This window comes from Streptomyces sp. NPDC029466, from assembly GCF_055574515.1.
In genome coordinates, this window is the sequence record NZ_JBVHZH010000032.1 from 23459 (window position 1) to 41630 (window position 18172).

Here is an 18172-nt window from a genome sequence, read left to right on the forward strand (position 1 = left end):
TCAGCCGCGCAGCTCCCCCTGCGCGCCCTCCTGCCCGTCCAGTATGGCGGCGGATCGGCGGAGCTTGTAGGGCGCTGGGCGGCTGTCGGGGCCGAGCCGCGCGACGGCGCGCAGGATGTGCCGGGGCGGGAGCTGCCAGCGGACCGTGGGCGGAACGGCGCGAAGGAGGCGGCCGGTGGCGCGCAGCCGGCGGGTGACGGCGGCCGGGCGCACGGGACGCCCGTAGAGCTGGTGTGCGTACGCGGGGAGTGCGCCGTAGGCGAGCTGTGCCACCTGCCGCCAGAGCAGGGCGCGGGCCGGGACGAGCGCGGCCGGGGTCGGTGGCCGGCGCAGGAAGCCGTCCACCTCGCGGGCCTCGGGGGTCAGCGCCAACTCGGGCCGTACGCGGGCGAAGTAGGCGGCGAGCGCGGCCCGGCTGCCGGGCACCCCGGCCGGGTCGAGGCCGACGAGCCGGGCGCTCTCGCGCTGCTCGTCGAGGTAGGCGTCGGCCTGGGCGTCGCCTACCGGGTAGCCGGAGCGGCGCAGTACGTCCAGGTAGGAGTCCACCTCGGCGCAGTGCACCCACAGCAGCAGGTCCGGTTCGTCGACGCCGTAGCGCTCACCGGTGTCCGGATCGGTGGCGGACAGCCGGCGGTGGAGGCCACGGACCGCGGCGCCGGCCCGTTCGGCGGCCTCGGTGGTGCCGTAGGTGAGGGTGCCGACGAAGTTCGCGGTCCGCATCAGCCGCCCCCAGGCGTCCCGTCTCCCCTGCCCGCTCATCCGGAACGCCGCGGAGTTCTGGAACACCCCGCGCACCGCCCTCGGGTGCAGCGCCTGGAGGTACAGCGCCCGGATGCCCGCGATCCACATCATCGGATCCGCATGCAGCTGCCAGGTCACGGAACGGGGCCCGAAGAGCCCCGGGTCATCTGTGTGCACCACACCTCCTGCTGCCGGTTCAGCGCCGTACCCGCGGCATTCCCAGGCCGATCCACGAGATGATCTCGCGCTGGATCTCATTGTTGCCGCCGCCGAAGGTGAAGATGACGGCGGAGCGGTAGCCGCGTTCGAGTTCGCCGTGCAGGACGGCGCCGGCCGAGCCTTCCTTGAGCGGGCCCGCGGCGGCGACGACCTCCATGAGCCAGGCGTAGGCGTCCCGTCTGGCCTCGGAGCCGTAGACCTTGACCGCGGAGGCGTCCTGCGGGGTGAGCGTGCCGTGCTGGAGGGCGTCGACCATCTGCCAGTTCAGCAGCTTCATGGCATCCAGTCTGGTGTGGGTACGGGCCAGCCGGCCGCGTACCCAGCCCAGGTCGATGACCCGGCGGCCGTCGGAGAGCTTGGTGTCGGCGGCCCAGCGCTGGACGTTGTGCAGGGCGCGGATAGCCATGGTGCCGTGGGCGGCGAGGGTGACCCGCTCGTGGTTGAGCTGGTTGGTGATGATCCGCCAGCCCTTGTTCTCCTGGCCGACGCGGCGGGCGGCCGGGACGGTGATGTTCTCGTAGTAGCTGGCGGTGGTGTCGTGCGAGGCGAGGGTGTTGATCAGGGTGCAGGAGTAGCCGGGGTCGCTGGTGGGGACGAGGAGCATGGTGATGCCCTTGTGGGGCGGGGCGGCCGGATCGGTGCGCACCGCGAGCCACACCCACTCCGCGGTGTCCCCGTTGGTCGTCCAGATCTTCTGCCCGTTGACGACGTAGTGGCCGGTCTCCTCGTCGCCCTCCCGTATGGCGCGGGTCTTGAGGGCGGCGAGGTCGGTGCCGGCGTCCGGTTCGCTGTAGCCGATGGCGAAGTCGATCTCGCCGGAGAGAATCCTGGGCAGGAAGTAGGACTTCTGCTCGTCGGTGCCGAACTGCATGATCGTCGGGCCGACGGTGTTCAGCGCCATCAGCGGCAGCGGCACCCCGGCCTGGGCGGCCTCGTCGAAGAAGATGAATTGTTCCATCGGGGACAGGCCGCGGCCGCCGAACTCCTTGGGCCAGCCGACGCCGAGCCAGCCGTCGGCGCCCAGCCGGCGCACCGTCTCGCGGTAGAAGCGCTTCTGGGCGGCGGGGTCGGCGAGATCACCTCTGGTGCCCCCGGGGTCCCGGCCGTAGGTGTTGTCCGGCACCAGCGCGGCGAAGTACGTACGCAGCTCGGCGCGCAACTGTTGCTGTTCGGGGGTGTATTCGAGGTGCACGGCCCCTCCAGTTCGTCCGGTCCGGTCGTCCGGTCCGAGGGGCCCGTGAAGCTGACGGGCCGTCGGCTGCCGGATCGGAGGCACAGTAGAACTTGTTCCAGTAATACGGAAGGGCGCGGAGCGGGCGGGCGGCGGGCCGCGCCGCTGCCGCACACACACGAAGGCCCGGTCCGGTACCGCTGTGGCACCGGACCGGGCCTCCCCGGGGCTCCATCAGCCCACGACGTGCTTCGCCGGGCGCTTCGGCTGCACCCGGGTGCGGTGGACGTCCTTGCAGAACTTGACGCGGCCGCTGTTGGTCACGTACTTCGCCGAGACCCAGGTCGCCCGCTCCTCGCGGGTCAGGTACCAGACGGAGTTGCCGCCCACACTCTGGGTGCGCACCTTGCACACCAGGCCGACGTGTGCGCGGTGGCGGAGGTAGCCCCGTACCGACGAGTCCGTGCTGGGGTACTGACGCTCGCTCAGACCCGCCTTGGCGATGACCACGCCGTAGGGCTTCGGGGGGCCGGGCGTCGCCTGCGCCGGGGCCGCGGCGAACAGCGTCGCGCCGAGGGCGACGGCGGTGGCCAGTGCGCCCGTGCCGGCGACGAGCCGCCTGCCTCGGGCCACGCGGAGGTCGGTCGTGGACATAGGGGGTCTCCTGTTCTTGACGCGCGATGCCACCCACTGGTGGGAGGTGGACATTACGCGCAAACCACCAGGGGAATGTGGTGCAACGACGAACAGGCCGCCGATCGTGTGACGCTGCGCGTGCGCCCGGCTCACGGGCCGTCGCCGCCCGGCGCACGCACCGGGGAGACCGGGCGTCAGCCCTCGGTGCCGACGCGGTGAATGCCGAACGAGGCCCCCTGCGGATCCCGGATCACCGCGACCTTCGGCCCGTGCGGGACCTCCGTCGGGGGCACCAGCAGCATCCCGCCGGACTCGGCGGCCCGGGCGGCCGTCCCCTCGACGTCCGCCACCGCGAAGTACGGGAGCCAGTGCGCCCTGATGTCCTCCGGGTAGAACTCGTCCAGCGCGCTCAGGCCACCGAAGTCGGCGCCGTCGACGCCCCACTGCGGATAGTCCTCGTGGGTGCCCACGGTCCAGCCGAAGACCGTCGTGTAGAACGCCTTGGCGGCCGCGGCGTCCCGGGTGGCCAGCTCGACCCAGCCGAGGGAGCCCGGCACGTTGAACACCGCGGCACCGGCGAACGAACGGGCCTGCCACACCGAGAAGACGGCGCCCTCCGGGTCGGCCAGTACGGCGAAGCGGCCCGCGTCGAAGACGTCCATCGGCCCGCTCAGCAGCCGGCCGCCCGCCCCGGTGACCGCCGCGGACAGCGCATCGGCGTCCGGGACCGCGAACGAGACGGTCCAGGCGGTCGGCTGGCCGGGGACGTGGAGCGGGGTCAGTGCGGCGACGGGGGCCTCGCCCAGATACAGCGTGGTGTAGCCGCCCGCCTCCGGGCGCGGATCGGTCTCGGCGCACCAGCCGAAGACCTCGCGGTAGTACACCTTGGCGGCAGCCACGTCCGAGGTGCCCAGCTCCACCCAGCAGGGCGCGCCGGGCGTGGGCTCAGTCATCTTCACGGTGTGTTCCGTCCCTCCGCGCCGGGCGATGGCCGGGCGGTGCCGCACTCGTGCCCGTTCGCCGCGGATCCGGTCTCCGTACGCTGCCGATCGTCCGATGGGCACGGCGGGGCCGCAACCGGAGGGCGGCCGTGGCGCCGGCCGTGGCGCGGCGGCAGTCCCGCCGCCCTCACGGTTCGCGTCCGGCGCGCAGAAAGCGCAGCGCGCTGTCCGGGGCGTCGGGGGCGAAGGCGTGGGCCAGGGCGCGGGCGGCGTGGTCGGCGGCCTGCGCGGCGCGGGGCAGCAGGGCGGATTCGTAGGCGCGTACCGCCGCGTCCGGGTCACTGTCCTCGGCCAGCGCGCGGGCGAGTTCGCAGCCGTCGAGCATGGCGAGGCCGGCGCCCCCGCCGGCGAACGGGGTCATCAGATGCGCGGCGTCACCGAGCAGGGTCAGGCCCGGGGTGTGGGTCCAGGCGTGCGGCACCGGCAGCGCGAACAGCGGACGGTTGACGAACCCGCCGTCGCTGTCCCGCAGCAGCGCCAGCAGCCGGTCGTCCCATCCGGCGAACCCGTCGAGCAGTACGGCGCGCACGGCCTCGGTGTCCGTGATCCGCACACCGGCCGACAGTGCCCAGTCCTGGGAGCCGCGGAACCCGGCGTACACCAGGAGGCGGCCCCGGCCGTGCCGCCGGGCGAGCAGCCCCTTGCCGGCGGACAGCGCCAGCATGCCGCCGTCGCCGACGAGACGGGCGAGGTCGGGGTGGCGGCCGTCGGCGTCCTCGATCCCGGTCTCGACGAAGGTGACACCGGAGTAGTGGGGGGTGTCGTCGGAGAGCATCGGCCGCACCCGGGACCAGGCTCCGTCGGCGCCGATGACCAGGTCGAAGGTCTCGGTGTGCCCGTCGTCGAACTCGGCCTTGTGGCGGCCGTCGCCGAGCGGGTGCAGGGTGCGCAGATAGCTGCCCCAGTGCACGGTCCCGGCGGCGAGGGAGGCCAGCAGCAGACGGCGCAGGGCGGCCCGGTCGACCTCGGTGCGGTCGGGCCCGCCGGGGGCGGGGGCGTCCTGGAGGAGCACGGTCGCGGTGTGGTCGAGCAGCCGGAGCTCCGGTCCGGCGGGGCGGGCGACGGCGGTGAACTCCTCGTACAGTCCGGCCGCCCGCAGCGCGGTCCGAGCGGTCGTCATCCGCAGTTCCAGGGCGCCGCCTTGCGGATCGGCGGCGGCCGGGGCCTCATGGGCGAAGACGGTGACCGGTACGCCGCTGTGCTGGAGCACCCGGGCACAGGTCAGACCGCCGGGTCCGGCACCGATGATCGCGATGCGCGGAGTGGTGGGGTGCATGGCGCTCCTCGGCCGGGCGGAACCACAAGATCCCCTCACCAGAAAAACACGGTGCCTCCGCCCCTGCAATGGAGGCGCTTGGGGGTGCATCAACCCGGAGGCGTCCTCGGCTCCTGACGCGTCCTCATCGAGGAGGGGAACGGTCGGGCGGCGTGGATGGCGGCAGGGAGGGGTAGAACGGCCCAGGTCGGAGCGCTGAGCGCCGCAGCGGACGGCGGTCGCCCGACAAAAGGGATAGTTGACCGTTTACCGACCGGGCGCTTGCAGTATTAGGTATGCCTAACCTAATGTAACGACGCGTGTCGACGACCAAACCTCCTGCCACCGCACCCCCCGTGCCCGATGCGCGTTCCGCCGCGAAGGTCCTGCGGCGTGTCCCGCTGTTCGTGGCCGGGCTCGGTGCGCTGACGGTCTGTGCCGCCCTGAGCCTTGCCCTCGGCGCCCGCTCCGTACCGCTGTCCACCGTCTGGGACGCGCTGACCGGCGCCGCCCACGGGCCGGACGCCCTGGTGGTGACGGGGCTTCGGATACCGCGGACCGTGGTGGCGCTCGCGGTCGGCGCCGCCCTCGGGGTCGCCGGAGCGGTCGTCCAGGGCATCACCCGCAATCCGCTCGCCTCCCCGACCACGCTCGGCATCAACGCGGGCGCGGGCTTCGCGGTGGTCACCGCGATCTACGCACTCCATCTGACCCGCCCCGTGCAGTACCTCTGGTTCGCGTTCGCGGGCGCCGCGGCCGCCGCGCTGTTCGCCCAGGCACTGGCCCGGCGCGCCGGTGACCTCGACCCGGTACGCCTCGCGCTGGGCGGCACCGTGCTGCAACTCGTGCTGCTGTCCTGGACGTCGACGGTCATGCTGGCCAGCAAGCGGTCGCTGGACGAGGCCCGGTTCTGGCTGGCCGGTTCGCTGGCCGAGCGCCCGCTGTCGGTGCTCTACCCGGTGCTGCCGGCCCTGGCGATCGGGCTGGTCGTCGCGCTGGCCCTCACCCCTGCCCTCAACGCCCTGGCGCTGGGCGACGATTCGGCGCAGGCGCTGGGCGTGCCGGTGGCGCGGATCCGCACCGTCGGCGGCCTGGCCGTCGTGCTGCTCGCCGGGTCCGCGGTGGCCGTGGCCGGTCCGCTGGCCTTCATCGGGCTGGCCGCACCGCATCTGGTCCGCCAGCTGCTGCGCACCTCCGACCACCGCGTGCTGGTGCCCGGCTGCCTGATCGCCGGCCCGCTGCTGCTGCTCACCGCCGACATCCTCGGACGGCTCGTCATCCGGCCGTCCGAGCTTCAGGTCGGCATCATCAGCGCGTTCCTCGGCGCGCCGCTGCTGGCGCTGCTGGCCCGGAAGGTGGCCCGATGAACGACGTCGTACGGAGCGCGAAGCCGCTCGGCTCCCCGTCGCCGGCCCCGGCCGCCGGACGCCGGCCCGGACGCGGCCGGACCCCGCTGCTCGCGCTCGCCGGTCTGGTGGTGCTCTGCGCGCTGGTGACGGTGTCCGTGGCCAATGGTGAGATGCCGCTGCCGCCCGTCGAGGCGGTCAAGGGGCTGTTCGGTGCCGCAGACGCCGGCACGGTGCTGATCGTGCAGGAATTCCGGGCCCCGCGGATGGTCGCGGCGATCGTCGCGGGCGCGGGACTGGCCGTGGGCGGTGCGCTGTTGCAGCGGCTGTTCCGCAATCCGCTCGCCTCCCCCGATGTGATGGGGGTGACCGGCGGGGCCTCGTTCGGCGCGGTGGCGATGCTGGCCGCCGGGGCCTCGCAGGCGCTGATGCCGCTGGCCGCGCTCGGCGGCGGGCTGCTGGCCGCGGTGCTGCTGGGAGTGTTCGGCGGGCGCTCCGGTACCGGCGTGACGCGCCTGGTGCTGGTCGGGCTCGCCGTACAGGCCGGCCTGTCCGCCGCGGTGAGCTTCATGGTCGTCACCTTCCCCACCGAGCTGGCCGGTTCGGCCCTGCAATGGACCACGGGCTCGGTGTACGGGCGGACCTGGACCGAGGTGTGGTCCGCGGGCGGGGCGGTGGCCGTGGGACTCGCCCTCGCCTTCGTCCTGCACCGCCGGCTCGCCGTCCTCGACCTGGGCGACGACTCGGCCGGCACGCTCGGCCTGAACACCCACACCGCCCGGCTTCAGATCCTGGTCATCGCCATCGTGCTGGCCTCGCTGGCCGCCGCGCTGACCGGACCGGTCGCCTTCGTGGCGCTGGCCGTGCCGCACATGGTGCGGTTCCTCGCCGGGCCGCCGACCGCCGGGACGCTGGCGCTGTCCGCCCTCGCCGGTGCCGTACTGCTGCTCACCTCCGATCTGGTGGCGCAGTATCTGCTGCCCGTCGGCGGCCTGCCGGTCGGAGTGGTCACCGCCACTCTGGGCGCGCCCTGGCTGCTGGTGCTGATGATCCGTCAGAGCAGTTCCGTGAACAGGAGTGTCCGATGACCGCCAACCAGCTCTCCACCCACGGACTCGACCTGCGCTACGGCGACCGGCTGATCGTCGGCGGCCTCGACCTGGTGCTGCCCGGCGGCGCCGTCACCGCCGTCGTCGGCCCCAACGCCTGTGGGAAGTCGACCCTGTTGCGCGGCCTGACCCGGCTGCTGCCGCCGGCCGCCGGCACCGTCGCGCTGGACGGCGCCGACATCCACCGGATGCCGGCCCGTGCGCTGGCCCTGCGGATGGGGCTGCTGCCGCAGCAGCCGGTCACCCCGGACGCGATCACCGTCGAGGCGCTGGTACGGCTCGGCCGCTACCCGCACCAGCGGCTGCTGAGCGCGTGGTCGACGGCGGACCAGAACGCGGTGGAGGAGGCGCTGCGGCGCACCGGCACCGAGGAGCTGCGCCACCAGCCCGTCGACCAGCTGTCCGGCGGCCAGCGGCAGCGCGCCTGGATCGCGCTCGCACTGGCCCAGGACACCGATCTGCTGCTGCTCGACGAGCCCACCACCTTCCTGGACCTGCGGCACCAGCTCGATGTCCTCGACCTGGTCGCCGCACTGCACTCCGAGGCGGGCCGCACCGTGGTGATGGTGCTGCACGACCTCGGACAGGCCGCCCGTTACGCGGATCATCTCGTGGTCCTCAAGGACGGGCAGCTGGCGGCGGCCGGTGCCCCGGCGGACGTACTCGACGCGGAGCTGGTGAAGTCCGTGTTCGACGTGGACTGCCGGGTGATCCCCGACCCCGAGACCGGCACCCCGCTGGTCGTCCCCAAGGGCAGCGCGAAACGGCACACCGCCGTCACCGCCTGACCCGAACCCGCTCTCCCCCACGAGCACTTTCCTTTCCGCTCCCCCTGAAGGAAGTCGAACCCTCATGCTCATGAGAACTGCTGTTACCGGCCGCCGGCTGCCGGCCGTCCTGCTCGCCGCCACCGTCGGCGCCGCGACCCTGACCGCCTGCGGCGGCGGGGCGTCCAAGGAGGGCGACGACGCGGCGAAGGGCGGTGCCGGCTTCCCGCGCACCGTCAAGAGCTTCCAGGGCGGCGACGTGAAGATCCCGGCCAAGCCCAAGCGCGTGGTCGTCCTGGACACCGGTGAGCTGGACGACGTCACCACCCTCGGCGTCAAGCCCGTCGGCGCGGTCTCCCCGCACATGAAGACCGAGGGCGGCTTCCCCAAGTACCTCAAGGACGAGATCGGCGGGGTCAAGGACGTCGGTCCGCTGCTGGAGCCGAACCTTGAGAAGATCGCGATGCTGAAGCCCGATCTGATCCTGTCCTCCAAGGTCCGGCACGAGAAGATCTACGACAAGCTCAAGGCCATCGCGCCGACCGTCTTCACCGAGACCACCGGCGGCCCCTGGAAGGCCAATCTGAAGGTCCACGCCAAGGCGCTGGGGCTGGAGAAGGAAGCCGACCAGAAGCTGAAGGCGTACGAGAGCCGCGCCAAGGCGCTGGGCGAGGCGATCAAGAAGAAGAACGACGGCAAGATGCCGTCGGCCTCCGTGGTCCGCTTCGTCGCCGGCCCGACCCGCCTCTACCAGAAGTCCTCCTACAGCGGCGTGGTCCTCAATGACATCGGCCTGGCCCGGCCGAAGTCGCAGAGCTCCACCGACCCCATCAAGACGATGCTCGACGTCAGCCCGGAGCAGATCGACAAGGCCGACGCCGACATGGTGTTCGTGACCGTCGCGGACGACCCGGACAAGACCCAGCAGAAGGACGTCACGTCCAACCCGGTCTGGAAGGACCTGAAGGCCGTCAAGGACGACAAGGTCTTCAACGTGCCGGACGAGACCTGGATGTCCGGCATCGGCATCCAGGCGGCCGAGCACATGCTCGCCGATGTGGCGAAGGCCGCCGGCGTGCCGCTGCCCAAGGGCTGAACCGACGGTCCACCCGGGGGTGGGCCGCCGTCCCCCGGCCCGCCCCCGCCCAGTTCCCCCGCACCACCTCGACCCCGAAGGGGCCCCGCTCATGCGGATGTACCTGCTCGCCCTCAACCCCACCGACTCGGTCACCGATGGGTTCCTGCCCGCCGCCGCCCGCCTCGGCCTCGACCTCACGATCCTGACGGACCAGCCCGCGGCGCACCAACGGGTCTCCCCGCAGACCGAGGTCCTGGAGTGCGACGTCCATGACTTCCGTGCCGTCATCACCCGCATAGCGAACCACCACCCCGCCGCCGCGGTCTTCACCAACAGCGACCATCTGCAGACCCAGGCGGCGCTGGCCGCCGAGTACTTCGGGCTGCCCGGCAAGGACTGGCGGGCCGCGCTGCGCGCCAAGAACAAGGCCGAGATGCGCCGCCATCTCGCCGCGTCCGGCGTCGACACCGTACGGACCGCGGAGCTCGCCGCCGGCGAGGACCCGGCCGCTTTCACCGCCGCCGGCCTGCCCTACCCCTGCGTCCTCAAGCCCCGCGAGGGCGTGGCCAGCGAGGATGTGGTGCTCGCCGAGGGCCCGGAGGAGCTGGTGACGCTCGCCAAGGAGATCCAGGCGCGGCGCCCGCAGGCGGCGCTGGTCGCCGAGGAGTTCCTGGCCGGTGAGCTCTACACCCTGGAGACCCTGGGCGACGGCCGCGTACGGCATGTCCTGGGCGGCTTCCACACCACGGTCTCCGCCCCGCCGGCCTTCATCGAGGAGCGGCTGGACTTCGTCGCCGCGCACCCCGAGCCCGTCGTGGCGCAGGTGCTGGAACAACTGGACGCGCTGGGCGTCGGGTTCGGCGCCGCCCACACAGAGTTCGTGGTCCACGAGGGCCGCGCGCGGCTCATCGAGGTGAACTACCGCGTCATCGGGGACCAGTGCGACCTGATGCTCGCGCAGGTCCTGGACATCCCCCTGTTCGAGCACATTCTGCGCACCCACCTGGGCGAGCCGCTGCCCGCCGACCTCGGCGCGCGGCGCGACGGGGCGGGCCGGGTGGACTACGCCTGCGCCGACCGGGCCGGGACGCTCACCGCGGCGCCCGCCGCCGCGGACCGGACGGTGGACGGCGTACGGCTCACCTACCGGCCGCTGCGCGAGACCGGCACCGAGCACCCGCACTACCGCACCAACCGCGACTACCTCGGCGTACTGCGGGCCACCGGCACCGACCGGAGCGCCGTGGACCGGGTGTCGGATGCGTTCTTCGCGGCCGAGCGCTGGGAGATATCGTCGTGACCGCCGCGCTCGACACCGCCACCGGCCGGACCGCGGCCGCGGCGGACGCGGAGGAATCCGGACTGCTGCTGCGGGTCCTGGGCGCGCTGCTGCGCGAGGACGTGGTCGGCCTGCGTACCCGTGGCACGCTGCTGGAGCGGCCGGACGGCCCCTGGCTGCGGCTGCCCGCCGACGAGACCGCCGGGGCGCTGCTGCTGCCCCTCGGTGAGGACGGCTACCAGAGCGCGTACACGGCGCGGCTGCCGCTCCTCGTGCGGGAGTCCGACGGCGCCCGGCTGACCACGGTCGACGAGGTCCTCACCGCGCTCCACGCGCTGGCCGATCCGGCCGACCACGAGGGCTTTGAGGCCTTCGCCGAGGAGTGCCGCCAGACCCTGGAGACGATGCGGCTGCACACCCGGACCCGGGACGAGGTCGAGGACGAGCTGATGGTTCGTCATGGCGCGGACCCGGCCGACTGGCCGGGGCTGGACGGCGGTCTGGCCCACGACACGCTCGCCGCCCGGCTCGACCACCCCGTCTACCCGACCGCCCGCGGCCGGTCCGGCCTGACCGAGGCCCAACTGCGCGCCTACGCACCCGAGTTCCGGCCGGACTTCGCGCTGCGCTGGCTCGCCCTGCCGCGCACCGCGGTCACCCTTGCGGGCGGCGAGGCGGCGCTGCCCGCCTGCTGGCCGACGCCTGCCGAGCTGGACCTCGCCCACCTCGACGACAGCCATCTCGCGCTGCCCGTCCACCCATTGACGCTCGGCGCCCCGCTGGACGGTGCGCTGCGCGAGACGGGCCTGGCGGGCGAGGCCGTACTGTCCGAGCGCGCCGTGGTCGACGTCGTCCCCACCCTGTCGATGCGCACCGTGGCGCTCAACGCCGATCCACGGGTGCATCTGAAGCTGCCGCTGGCCACCGCCACGCTGGGCCTGCGGAACCGGCGCACCATCAAGCCCCGTACGCTCATCGACGGCGCGGCGGGGCAGCGGCTGCTGGAGACCGTGATCGCCCGCGAGCCGCGCTTCCGGGAGTCGGTCCTCCAGGCCGATGAGACCGTCTACGCGCACGCCGATCACGAGCTGCTGACCGTGCTGTGCCGCCGCTACCCCGCGGGGCTGGACGGCAGTGCCGTGGTGCCGATGGCCGCACTGCTGAGCCGGGCGCCCGGCGGGCGGCTGGTGATCGACCACCTCGCGGACCGCTTCTACGGCGGCGATCCGCTCGCCCTGCTGGACGCCTGCCTCACCCTGCTCTTCGACTGGCAGACCACGCTCTTCGGCTACGGCATCGCGCTGGAGTCCCACCAGCAGAACATCTCGCTGGTGTGGGACCGCACGGCGGACGGCACCCGGCTGCGGCTGCTGTTCAAGGACAACGACGGGCCGCGGATCAACGCCGCCCGGCTGCGGGACACGCTGGGAGCCGACGCCCCGGACCCCGCGGACTTCGCCGACCCACGGATCTTCGCCGACAGCGACCAACCGGTGCTGGACCTGTTCGCCACCATCACCGTCCACCTGTGCGCCGGTTCGTACGCCTTCGGGCTCGCCCGGCACGGACGGGCGCCGCTCGCACAGCTGCTGGGTCTGGTCCGCGACCGGCTCGCCGAGGCCGTCGAACGGCTGGGCACCGCCCCGGGCGAGCCGGGCGCCGCGCTGCGCGGCTACGTCCTGGACGCCCCGCACCTCCCCATCAAGGCGATGGTGAGCGCCGGGACGCTGCTGTCCAAGGAGCGTTCGGGCGCTGCCGACATCAACAAGCACTACACCACCGGCCCCAACTATCTGCTTCCGACGGGGACTTCCCGATGAGGACCACCACTTCTCGCCAGGTCGAACCGACTGTCGTCGAAACCAAGGACCGCCCGGGCCTCGCCCGCCGCCAGGTGCACGCCGTGGCCGGCTGCTACTTCGTGGCGTCGTTCGCCGCCCTCGGGCTGCCGCCGTACCTCACCGAGATCCTGCCCGAGCTCGGCGACGACGCCGCCCGCTGGGCCGGACTGCTCTACATCGTCCCCACCATCTTCGGCGCCCTCGGCGCACCGCTGTGGGGGCGGCTCGCGGACCGCTTCGGACGGAAACGGCTGCTGCTGCGGGCGCAGTTGGGGCTGGCGGTGGCATTCCTGCTGGCCGGCTGGGCCGACTCGCTGGGCACGTTCACCGCGGCGCTGGTCCTCCAGGGCATCCTCGGCGGCACCTTCGCCGCGTCGAACGGCTATCTGGGAGCGGCGCTCGAAGGCAACGCGCTGTCCCGGGCGCTCACCCTGATGCAGGGCAGCGCCCGTGCGGCACTGGTCTTCGCCCCGATCGTGGTCGGCTCGCTGACGCCGTGGCTGTCGCCGCACCGTCAGTACGCCCTGCTGGCCGTGCTGCCGCTGACCGCGGCCGTGATGCTCGCGGCGCTGCCGGAGCCACCGCGGGTCCGGACCGGGGCACCGCAGGCCGCCACCGCGGAGGTCGACGCGGACGGCACCTCGGCGGTGGAGCCGGCCGCGGCCGAGGCCGCTGCGGCCGAGCCCTCCGGGCGCGCCCCGCTCTCCTCGCTGCGCGCCCTCTACGCCCTGGAGTTCGCCTTCGTCTTCTCCACCGTCATCTCCTTCCCCTACCTGATCTCCCTCATCAAGGAGCGGATTCCCGGCACCGGCCCCATGGTGTCCGGCGTGCTGTTCGCGCTGCCCCACATGTGCTACCTGGTCGCGGCGATGGCGGTGCACGCCGTCTTCCGCACCCGCCCCCGGCTCGGCATCGGTCTCGGCTTCGGCTGTATCGCGCTCGGTCTGGCCGGGCACGGCCTGGTGGACTCGCTGACCGGCTTCGTCGCGGTCCGCCTGGTACTCGGCGCCGGGCTCACCCTCGGTCTGGTCTGTCTGTCCGTACTGGCCGCTGACTGCGCCAAGGGCCGGGCCCCGGGCGGGCTGTTCGGCTCGATCGAATTCTTCTCCAAGGCCGGCGCGGTCGCCGCCGGTGTGGCCGCCGCGGCCGGCAACGACTGGTTCGGCCCCGCCGCGCCCGTCCTGACCGGCACCGCGATCGCCCTGGTCACCGTCCTCGCGACCGCCGCCCCCGTTCTGCTCTCCCGCCTCCCCCGCACCCGCAGGAGCCCGCGATGCCTCCGCTGACCAATACCCCCGTCCCCGCCGTGGCACCCGCCGCCCCCGCCGGTCCGCCCACCGCCGATCAGGCCGTGGCCCACACCCTGCTCAACTGCCTGCTGCGCGAGGTGTCCGGACCCGAGCACCAGACCGCTGTCGACAACGGGCAGCTGCTGATCCGGCTGCCGCGCCGCGGTGTGCTGCTGCGGGTCGCACTGCGCCGTACCTCGCTGCTCGGCGCGCACCGGTTCACCGGCCCGGTGTCCGAACAGACCGCGGACGGCTGGGCCGAGGTGGGCTGGCGCCGGCTGGCCGAGTACGTGCACGCCGAGCTGTCGTTGCGGACCGGCGTGGACAACGACGAGTTCCTGGCCCAGATCGCCTCCAGCCACCAGGCCGTCTCCGCGGCGTTGGCGGCCCGTACGGAGCGGTGCCCGGTCGCCGGGGAGCAGGACACGGAGGACTGGCAGACCGCCTATGTCACCTCCGAGCAGTCGCTGATCCTCGGCCACCGCTTCCACCCGACCCCCAAGGCCCGCACCGGTGATCCTGCCGCCTGGCAGTCGTACGCGCCCGAGACCGGGGCCGCGTTCCCGCTGCTGCTGCTCGCCGTGCGCGAGGAGCTGATCGCCGAGGAAGCGGCCGACGAGGGCGCCACCGCCCCGCTGGACGCGCTGCACACCGAGGTCCCGGACGGCTACCGGCTGCTGCCCGTCCACCCCTGGCAGTACGAGCTGCTGCGTGACCACGCCGGGCTGCGGGCGGCGCTGGACCGCGACGACATCCGTGTCCTGGGCGCCGGAAAGGCGCCGTTCGCCGCCACCGCGTCCGTGCGCACGCTCTACGACGGCGAGGCGTTCCTCAAGTTCAGCCTGAACGTCCGGATCACCAACTGCCTCCGGAAGAACGCCAGTTACGAGCTCTCCGGGGCGGTGGCCCTCACCCGGCTGCTGGCGCCGGCGCTCGCCGATCTCGCCACCCGGTTCCCGGGCAGCGCGGTGCTGCGCGAGCCCGCCTACCGCAGCCTGGCGCTGCCCGGCGCCGACGGCCGTCCGGACACCGAACTGCTCGAAGGGTTCGGCGTCATCGTCCGCGAGGGTCTCTCCCAGCGGCTGCTGCCCGGCACCACCCCGCTGCTGGCCGCCGCCGTCGCCGACGAGTACCCCACCAGCGAGGCCCATGTCTCCCGGCTCCTGGACGGCGCCGGACCGCAGGCCGCGCTGGACTGGTGGGCCGCCTACCTCAATCTGCTGCTCCCGCCGGTGCTCGCCGCCTACTTCGACCACGGCCTGGTGCTGGAACCGCACCTCCAGAACGTGCTGGTCTGTGTCGACGGCGACGGCATGCCCGCTCAGGTCCTCTTCCGTGACCTGGAGGGCACCAAGCTGGTCCCCGAGCACCACGCCGAGCTGCTGGCGTCGCTGCCCGAGCGGGTCGCGGCCCCGATGACCTACGACGCCCAGCGCGGCTGGGACCGGGTCGTGTACTGCCTGCTGGTCAACCATGTCGCCGAGATGCTCGCCGCGCTCGCCGATCTGCACCCGGGCACCGAGGCGGAGCTGTGGGCGCAGGTGCGCCGCACCCTGCAGACCCACGCGGACCGGTACGGCTGCCCGCCGCGGCTGGCCGCCCTGCTGGCCGGTGTCCCGCTGCCCGCCAAGGCCAATCTGCTCACCCGCTGGGAGCGCAAGGCCGACCGTGAGGCCGGCTATGTCCTGCTGCCCTCGCCGCTGGCCGAGGCCGTTCTGTCCGGTGCCGTGCGCGCCGACGACACCACCCCCTGGAGCACCCGATGACCACCCCCGGCCTCGCCCCCACCGACGCGGTCCGCGCCCGCGTCCAGGGCCTCGCGCCCGAGGAACTGCCCGCCTATGTCTACGACCTGACGGCGCTGCGCGCGCATCTGGCCGAGGTCCGGGCCGCGCTGCCCGAGCGCGTGGAGCTGTACTACGCGGCCAAGGCCAACCCGGAGCCGGAGATCCTGGGCGCGCTGCGCCCGTACGTCGACGGCTACGAGGTCTCCTCGGGCGGCGAACTGGCGCACACCGGCAAGGCCGTGCCCGGCGCCCCGCTCGCCTTCGGCGGGCCGGGCAAGACCCCCGCGGAGGTCGCCCAGGCGCTGGAGTGCGGGGTGCAGCGCTTCCATGTGGAGAGCGTGTACGAGATCCATATGCTCGCGGACCTGGCCGCCCGGCTCGCCCCGGAGCGCCGGATCGCGGCGCTGGCCCGCTTCAATCTGCCGGTCGACGACGGTTCCCTGGACGGCAGTTCGCTCGCCATGGGCGGCCGCCCGACCCCGTTCGGGCTGGACCCCGACCAGGCCGGTGAGGTCGTCGCACTGCTCACCGACGGCACCTACCCGCACCTCGAACTCCGCGGTGTGCACGCACACTTGGCCAGCGGCCTGGAGGCGCCGGAGCAGCTGGGCGTGGCGGAGGCGGTCGTGACCTGGGCCGCCGCGCTGGCCGCGGAGCACCGGTTCCCGCTCTCCGAAGTGGTCGTCGGCGGCGGTATGGCCGTCGACTACGCCGCGCCGGAGCGCCGCTTCGACTGGACCGCGTACGGCGCCGGCCTGGCCCGGCTCGCCGCGGCCCACCCCGGTCTCACCCTGCGGATCGAGCCGGGGCGGGCGCTGACCGCGTACTGCGGCTGGTACGCCACCGAGGTACTGGATGTGAAGCACAGCCACGGCGAGGAGTTCGCCGTGGTGCGCGGCGGCACCCACCATCTGCGGACCCCCGCGACCAAGGGCCACGACCAGCCCTGCACGGTGCTGCCGTCCGACGCGCCCTGGCCGCACCCCTGGCCGCGGTCGGTGGCCCGGGGGGACCAGGTCACCGTCACCGGGCAGCTGTGCACCCCGAAGGACGTACTGGCCCGCGCGGTCCCGGCGCCGGGGCTGCGGGCCGGTGACCGGGTGGTGTTCGGGGTGGCCGGGGCGTACGCCTGGAACATCTCGCACCATGACTTCCTGATGCATCCGCGCCCGGGGTTCCATTTCCTCGACGGTGCGGCAGCGGAGGTCTGAGGCAGCCGGCCCGGCGCTCTCCCGTAGTCGCACGGATGCCCCGGCAGGTCCGTCACCCCCGCGGACGGGAGTGACGGCCACACCATCGGCGGTGCCTGCCGGGGCTCCGGGCGGGAACGGATGACGGGAAACCGATCGTCCGAAGGAGCTGAGCGGGACATGGGCCGGAACACGGCATTCTTGATCGCGGGAGCGGGGCTGGCCGGCGCCAAGGCCGCGGAGGCGCTGCGCAAGGAGGGCTTCGACGGCCCGCTCGTGCTGCTGGGCGACGAGCGCGAGCGGCCGTACGAGCGGCCGCCGCTGTCCAAGGGCTATCTGCTGGGCACCGCCGAGCGGGAGACGGCCTTCGTCCATCCGCCCGAGTGGTACGCCGAGCACGAGGTCGAGCTGCGCCTGGGCCAGGCCGTCACCGGTCTCGACCCGGCCGGCCACGAGGTGACCCTCGCGGACGGCAGCCGGCTCGGCTACGCCAAGCTGCTGCTGGCCACCGGCTCCACCCCGCGCCCGCTGCCGGTGCCCGGCGCGGACCTCGACGGGGTCCACTACCTGCGGCGGCTGGCGGACAGCGACCGGCTCAAGGAGGTCTTCCGGTCCGGGTCCCGGGTCGTGGTGATCGGCGCGGGCTGGATCGGCCTGGAGACCGCGGCCGCCGCGCGGGCCGCCGGGGTCGAGGTGACCGTGCTGGAGGCGGCGGCGCTGCCGCTGCTGCGGGTCCTGGGGCCCGAGGCCGCCCGGATCTTCGCCACCCTGCACACCGATCACGGGGTCGAGCTGCGCTGTGACGTCCAGGTCGCGGAGCTCACCGGCACGAACGGCGTGGTGGACGGCGTGCGGCTGGCCGACGGCAGCCTGATCGGGGCCGACGCGGTCATCGTCGGTGTCGGGATCACTCCGAACAGTGAGCCGGCCGCCGCGGCGGGACTCAAGGTCGACAACGGTGTCGTGGTGGACGAGCGGCTGTGCACCTCCCACCCGGACATCTTCGCGGCCGGCGATGTCGCCAACGCCTACCACCCGCTCCTGCGCCGGCAGCTGCGCGTCGAGCACTGGGCCAACGCCCTCCACCAGCCGCAGACCGCCGCCAGGGCGATGCTGGGCCAGGACGTCCGCTACGACCGGCTGCCGTACTTCTTCACCGACCAGTACGACCTGGGCATGGAGTACACCGGATACGCCGAACCGGAGGGCTACGACCAGGTCGTCTTCCGCGGGGACACCGATGCCCGGGAGTTCATCGCCTTCTGGCTCTCCGGGGGACGGGTGCTGGCCGGGATGAATGTGAACGTCTGGGACGTCACCGGGCCGATCAAGGCACTGGTGCGGAGCGGGCAGGCCGTCGACCCGGAGCGGCTGGCCGATCCGGCCGTACCGCTGGACTCCCTGGTGCCCTGAGCGGCGGCCGCCGCCCGGTTCTCACGGAGCGCCTCCGGCGACTGTGTGGC

General features: G+C 73.3%; 15 protein-coding genes. 10 read left to right on the forward strand and 5 right to left on the reverse strand.

Annotated features, from left to right (window positions below):
• The 5 genes from ACZ4XD_RS23515 to ACZ4XD_RS23535 all read right to left on the reverse strand — a co-directional run bounded on the left by ACZ4XD_RS23515 (position 1) and on the right by ACZ4XD_RS23535 (position 5044).
• Complete coding sequence (locus ACZ4XD_RS23515) at positions 1-918, reverse strand: oxygenase MpaB family protein (RefSeq protein ID WP_468045147.1); 918 nt, start codon at positions 916-918, stop codon at positions 1-3.
• 19 nt (positions 919-937) lie between these two features.
• Positions 938-2152, reverse strand: a complete 1215-nt coding sequence (locus tag ACZ4XD_RS23520) for an acyl-CoA dehydrogenase family protein (RefSeq protein WP_468045019.1) — start codon at positions 2150-2152, stop codon at positions 938-940.
• A 213-nt stretch (positions 2153-2365) separates the two neighbouring features.
• Positions 2366-2785: an SH3 domain-containing protein gene (locus ACZ4XD_RS23525; RefSeq protein ID WP_468045021.1), complete on the reverse strand. Its 420-nt coding sequence runs from the start codon at positions 2783-2785 to the stop codon at positions 2366-2368.
• Positions 2786-2961: 176 nt separating this feature from the next.
• Entirely contained in the window at positions 2962-3726 is a 765-nt protein-coding gene (locus ACZ4XD_RS23530; protein WP_468045023.1) for a VOC family protein, read from the reverse strand.
• Positions 3727-3895: 169 nt separating this feature from the next.
• Positions 3896-5044, reverse strand: coding sequence for an FAD-dependent oxidoreductase (locus tag ACZ4XD_RS23535; protein ID WP_468045025.1), 1149 nt, complete (start codon positions 5042-5044; stop codon positions 3896-3898).
• A gap of 335 nt (positions 5045-5379) precedes the next feature.
• Between ACZ4XD_RS23535 and ACZ4XD_RS23540 the strand changes: the two genes are divergently transcribed.
• From ACZ4XD_RS23540 to ACZ4XD_RS23585, 10 genes are all read left to right on the forward strand, one after another.
• Complete coding sequence (locus ACZ4XD_RS23540; protein ID WP_468045027.1) at positions 5380-6390, forward strand: FecCD family ABC transporter permease; 1011 nt, start codon at positions 5380-5382, stop codon at positions 6388-6390.
• A complete protein-coding gene (locus ACZ4XD_RS23545) occupies positions 6387-7457 on the forward strand; it encodes a FecCD family ABC transporter permease (RefSeq protein WP_468045029.1) in 1071 nt (356 codons plus the stop codon). Before ACZ4XD_RS23540 ends, ACZ4XD_RS23545 begins: the two co-directional genes overlap by 4 nt.
• A complete protein-coding gene (locus ACZ4XD_RS23550) occupies positions 7454-8266 on the forward strand; it encodes an ABC transporter ATP-binding protein (protein ID WP_468045031.1) in 813 nt (270 codons plus the stop codon). The genes ACZ4XD_RS23545 and ACZ4XD_RS23550 overlap by 4 nt, the downstream gene beginning before the upstream one ends.
• Positions 8267-8330: 64 nt before the next feature.
• Positions 8331-9341, forward strand: coding sequence for an ABC transporter substrate-binding protein (locus ACZ4XD_RS23555; RefSeq protein ID WP_468045033.1), 1011 nt, complete (start codon positions 8331-8333; stop codon positions 9339-9341).
• A 91-nt stretch (positions 9342-9432) separates the two neighbouring features.
• A complete protein-coding gene (locus tag ACZ4XD_RS23560) occupies positions 9433-10623 on the forward strand; it encodes an ATP-grasp domain-containing protein (RefSeq protein ID WP_468045035.1) in 1191 nt (396 codons plus the stop codon).
• Positions 10620-12422, forward strand: coding sequence for an IucA/IucC family protein (locus ACZ4XD_RS23565; protein ID WP_468045037.1), 1803 nt, complete (start codon positions 10620-10622; stop codon positions 12420-12422). The genes ACZ4XD_RS23560 and ACZ4XD_RS23565 overlap by 4 nt, the downstream gene beginning before the upstream one ends.
• A complete protein-coding gene (locus tag ACZ4XD_RS23570) occupies positions 12419-13729 on the forward strand; it encodes an MFS transporter (protein WP_468045039.1) in 1311 nt (436 codons plus the stop codon). The genes ACZ4XD_RS23565 and ACZ4XD_RS23570 overlap by 4 nt, the downstream gene beginning before the upstream one ends.
• Positions 13717-15498: an IucA/IucC family protein gene (locus ACZ4XD_RS23575; RefSeq protein ID WP_468045041.1), complete on the forward strand. Its 1782-nt coding sequence runs from the start codon at positions 13717-13719 to the stop codon at positions 15496-15498. Before ACZ4XD_RS23570 ends, ACZ4XD_RS23575 begins: the two co-directional genes overlap by 13 nt.
• Complete coding sequence (locus tag ACZ4XD_RS23580; protein ID WP_468045043.1) at positions 15495-16730, forward strand: type III PLP-dependent enzyme; 1236 nt, start codon at positions 15495-15497, stop codon at positions 16728-16730. The genes ACZ4XD_RS23575 and ACZ4XD_RS23580 overlap by 4 nt, the downstream gene beginning before the upstream one ends.
• 159 nt (positions 16731-16889) lie before the next feature.
• Positions 16890-18122 (forward strand): NAD(P)/FAD-dependent oxidoreductase, encoded by a 1233-nt coding sequence (locus tag ACZ4XD_RS23585; protein ID WP_468045045.1) that lies wholly within the window; start codon positions 16890-16892, stop codon positions 18120-18122.
• The last annotated feature ends 50 nt before the right edge of the window (positions 18123-18172 follow it).

Excerpts from the sequence above, each read along its gene's own strand:
- ACZ4XD_RS23535 (WP_468045025.1), bottom strand. The coding sequence starts at position 5,044 with ATGCACCCCACCACTCCGCGCATCGCGATCATCGGTGCCGGACCCGGC.
- ACZ4XD_RS23570 (WP_468045039.1), top strand. The coding sequence starts at position 12,419 with ATGAGGACCACCACTTCTCGCCAGGTCGAACCGACTGTCGTCGAAACC.
- ACZ4XD_RS23555 (WP_468045033.1), top strand. The coding sequence starts at position 8,331 with ATGCTCATGAGAACTGCTGTTACCGGCCGCCGGCTGCCGGCCGTCCTG.
- ACZ4XD_RS23580 (WP_468045043.1), top strand. The coding sequence starts at position 15,495 with ATGACCACCCCCGGCCTCGCCCCCACCGACGCGGTCCGCGCCCGCGTC.
- ACZ4XD_RS23545 (WP_468045029.1), top strand. The coding sequence starts at position 6,387 with ATGAACGACGTCGTACGGAGCGCGAAGCCGCTCGGCTCCCCGTCGCCG.
- ACZ4XD_RS23525 (WP_468045021.1), bottom strand. The coding sequence starts at position 2,785 with ATGTCCACGACCGACCTCCGCGTGGCCCGAGGCAGGCGGCTCGTCGCC.
- ACZ4XD_RS23585 (WP_468045045.1), top strand. The coding sequence starts at position 16,890 with ATGGGCCGGAACACGGCATTCTTGATCGCGGGAGCGGGGCTGGCCGGC.
- ACZ4XD_RS23550 (WP_468045031.1), top strand. The coding sequence starts at position 7,454 with ATGACCGCCAACCAGCTCTCCACCCACGGACTCGACCTGCGCTACGGC.
- ACZ4XD_RS23560 (WP_468045035.1), top strand. The coding sequence starts at position 9,433 with ATGCGGATGTACCTGCTCGCCCTCAACCCCACCGACTCGGTCACCGAT.
- ACZ4XD_RS23575 (WP_468045041.1), top strand. The coding sequence starts at position 13,717 with ATGCCTCCGCTGACCAATACCCCCGTCCCCGCCGTGGCACCCGCCGCC.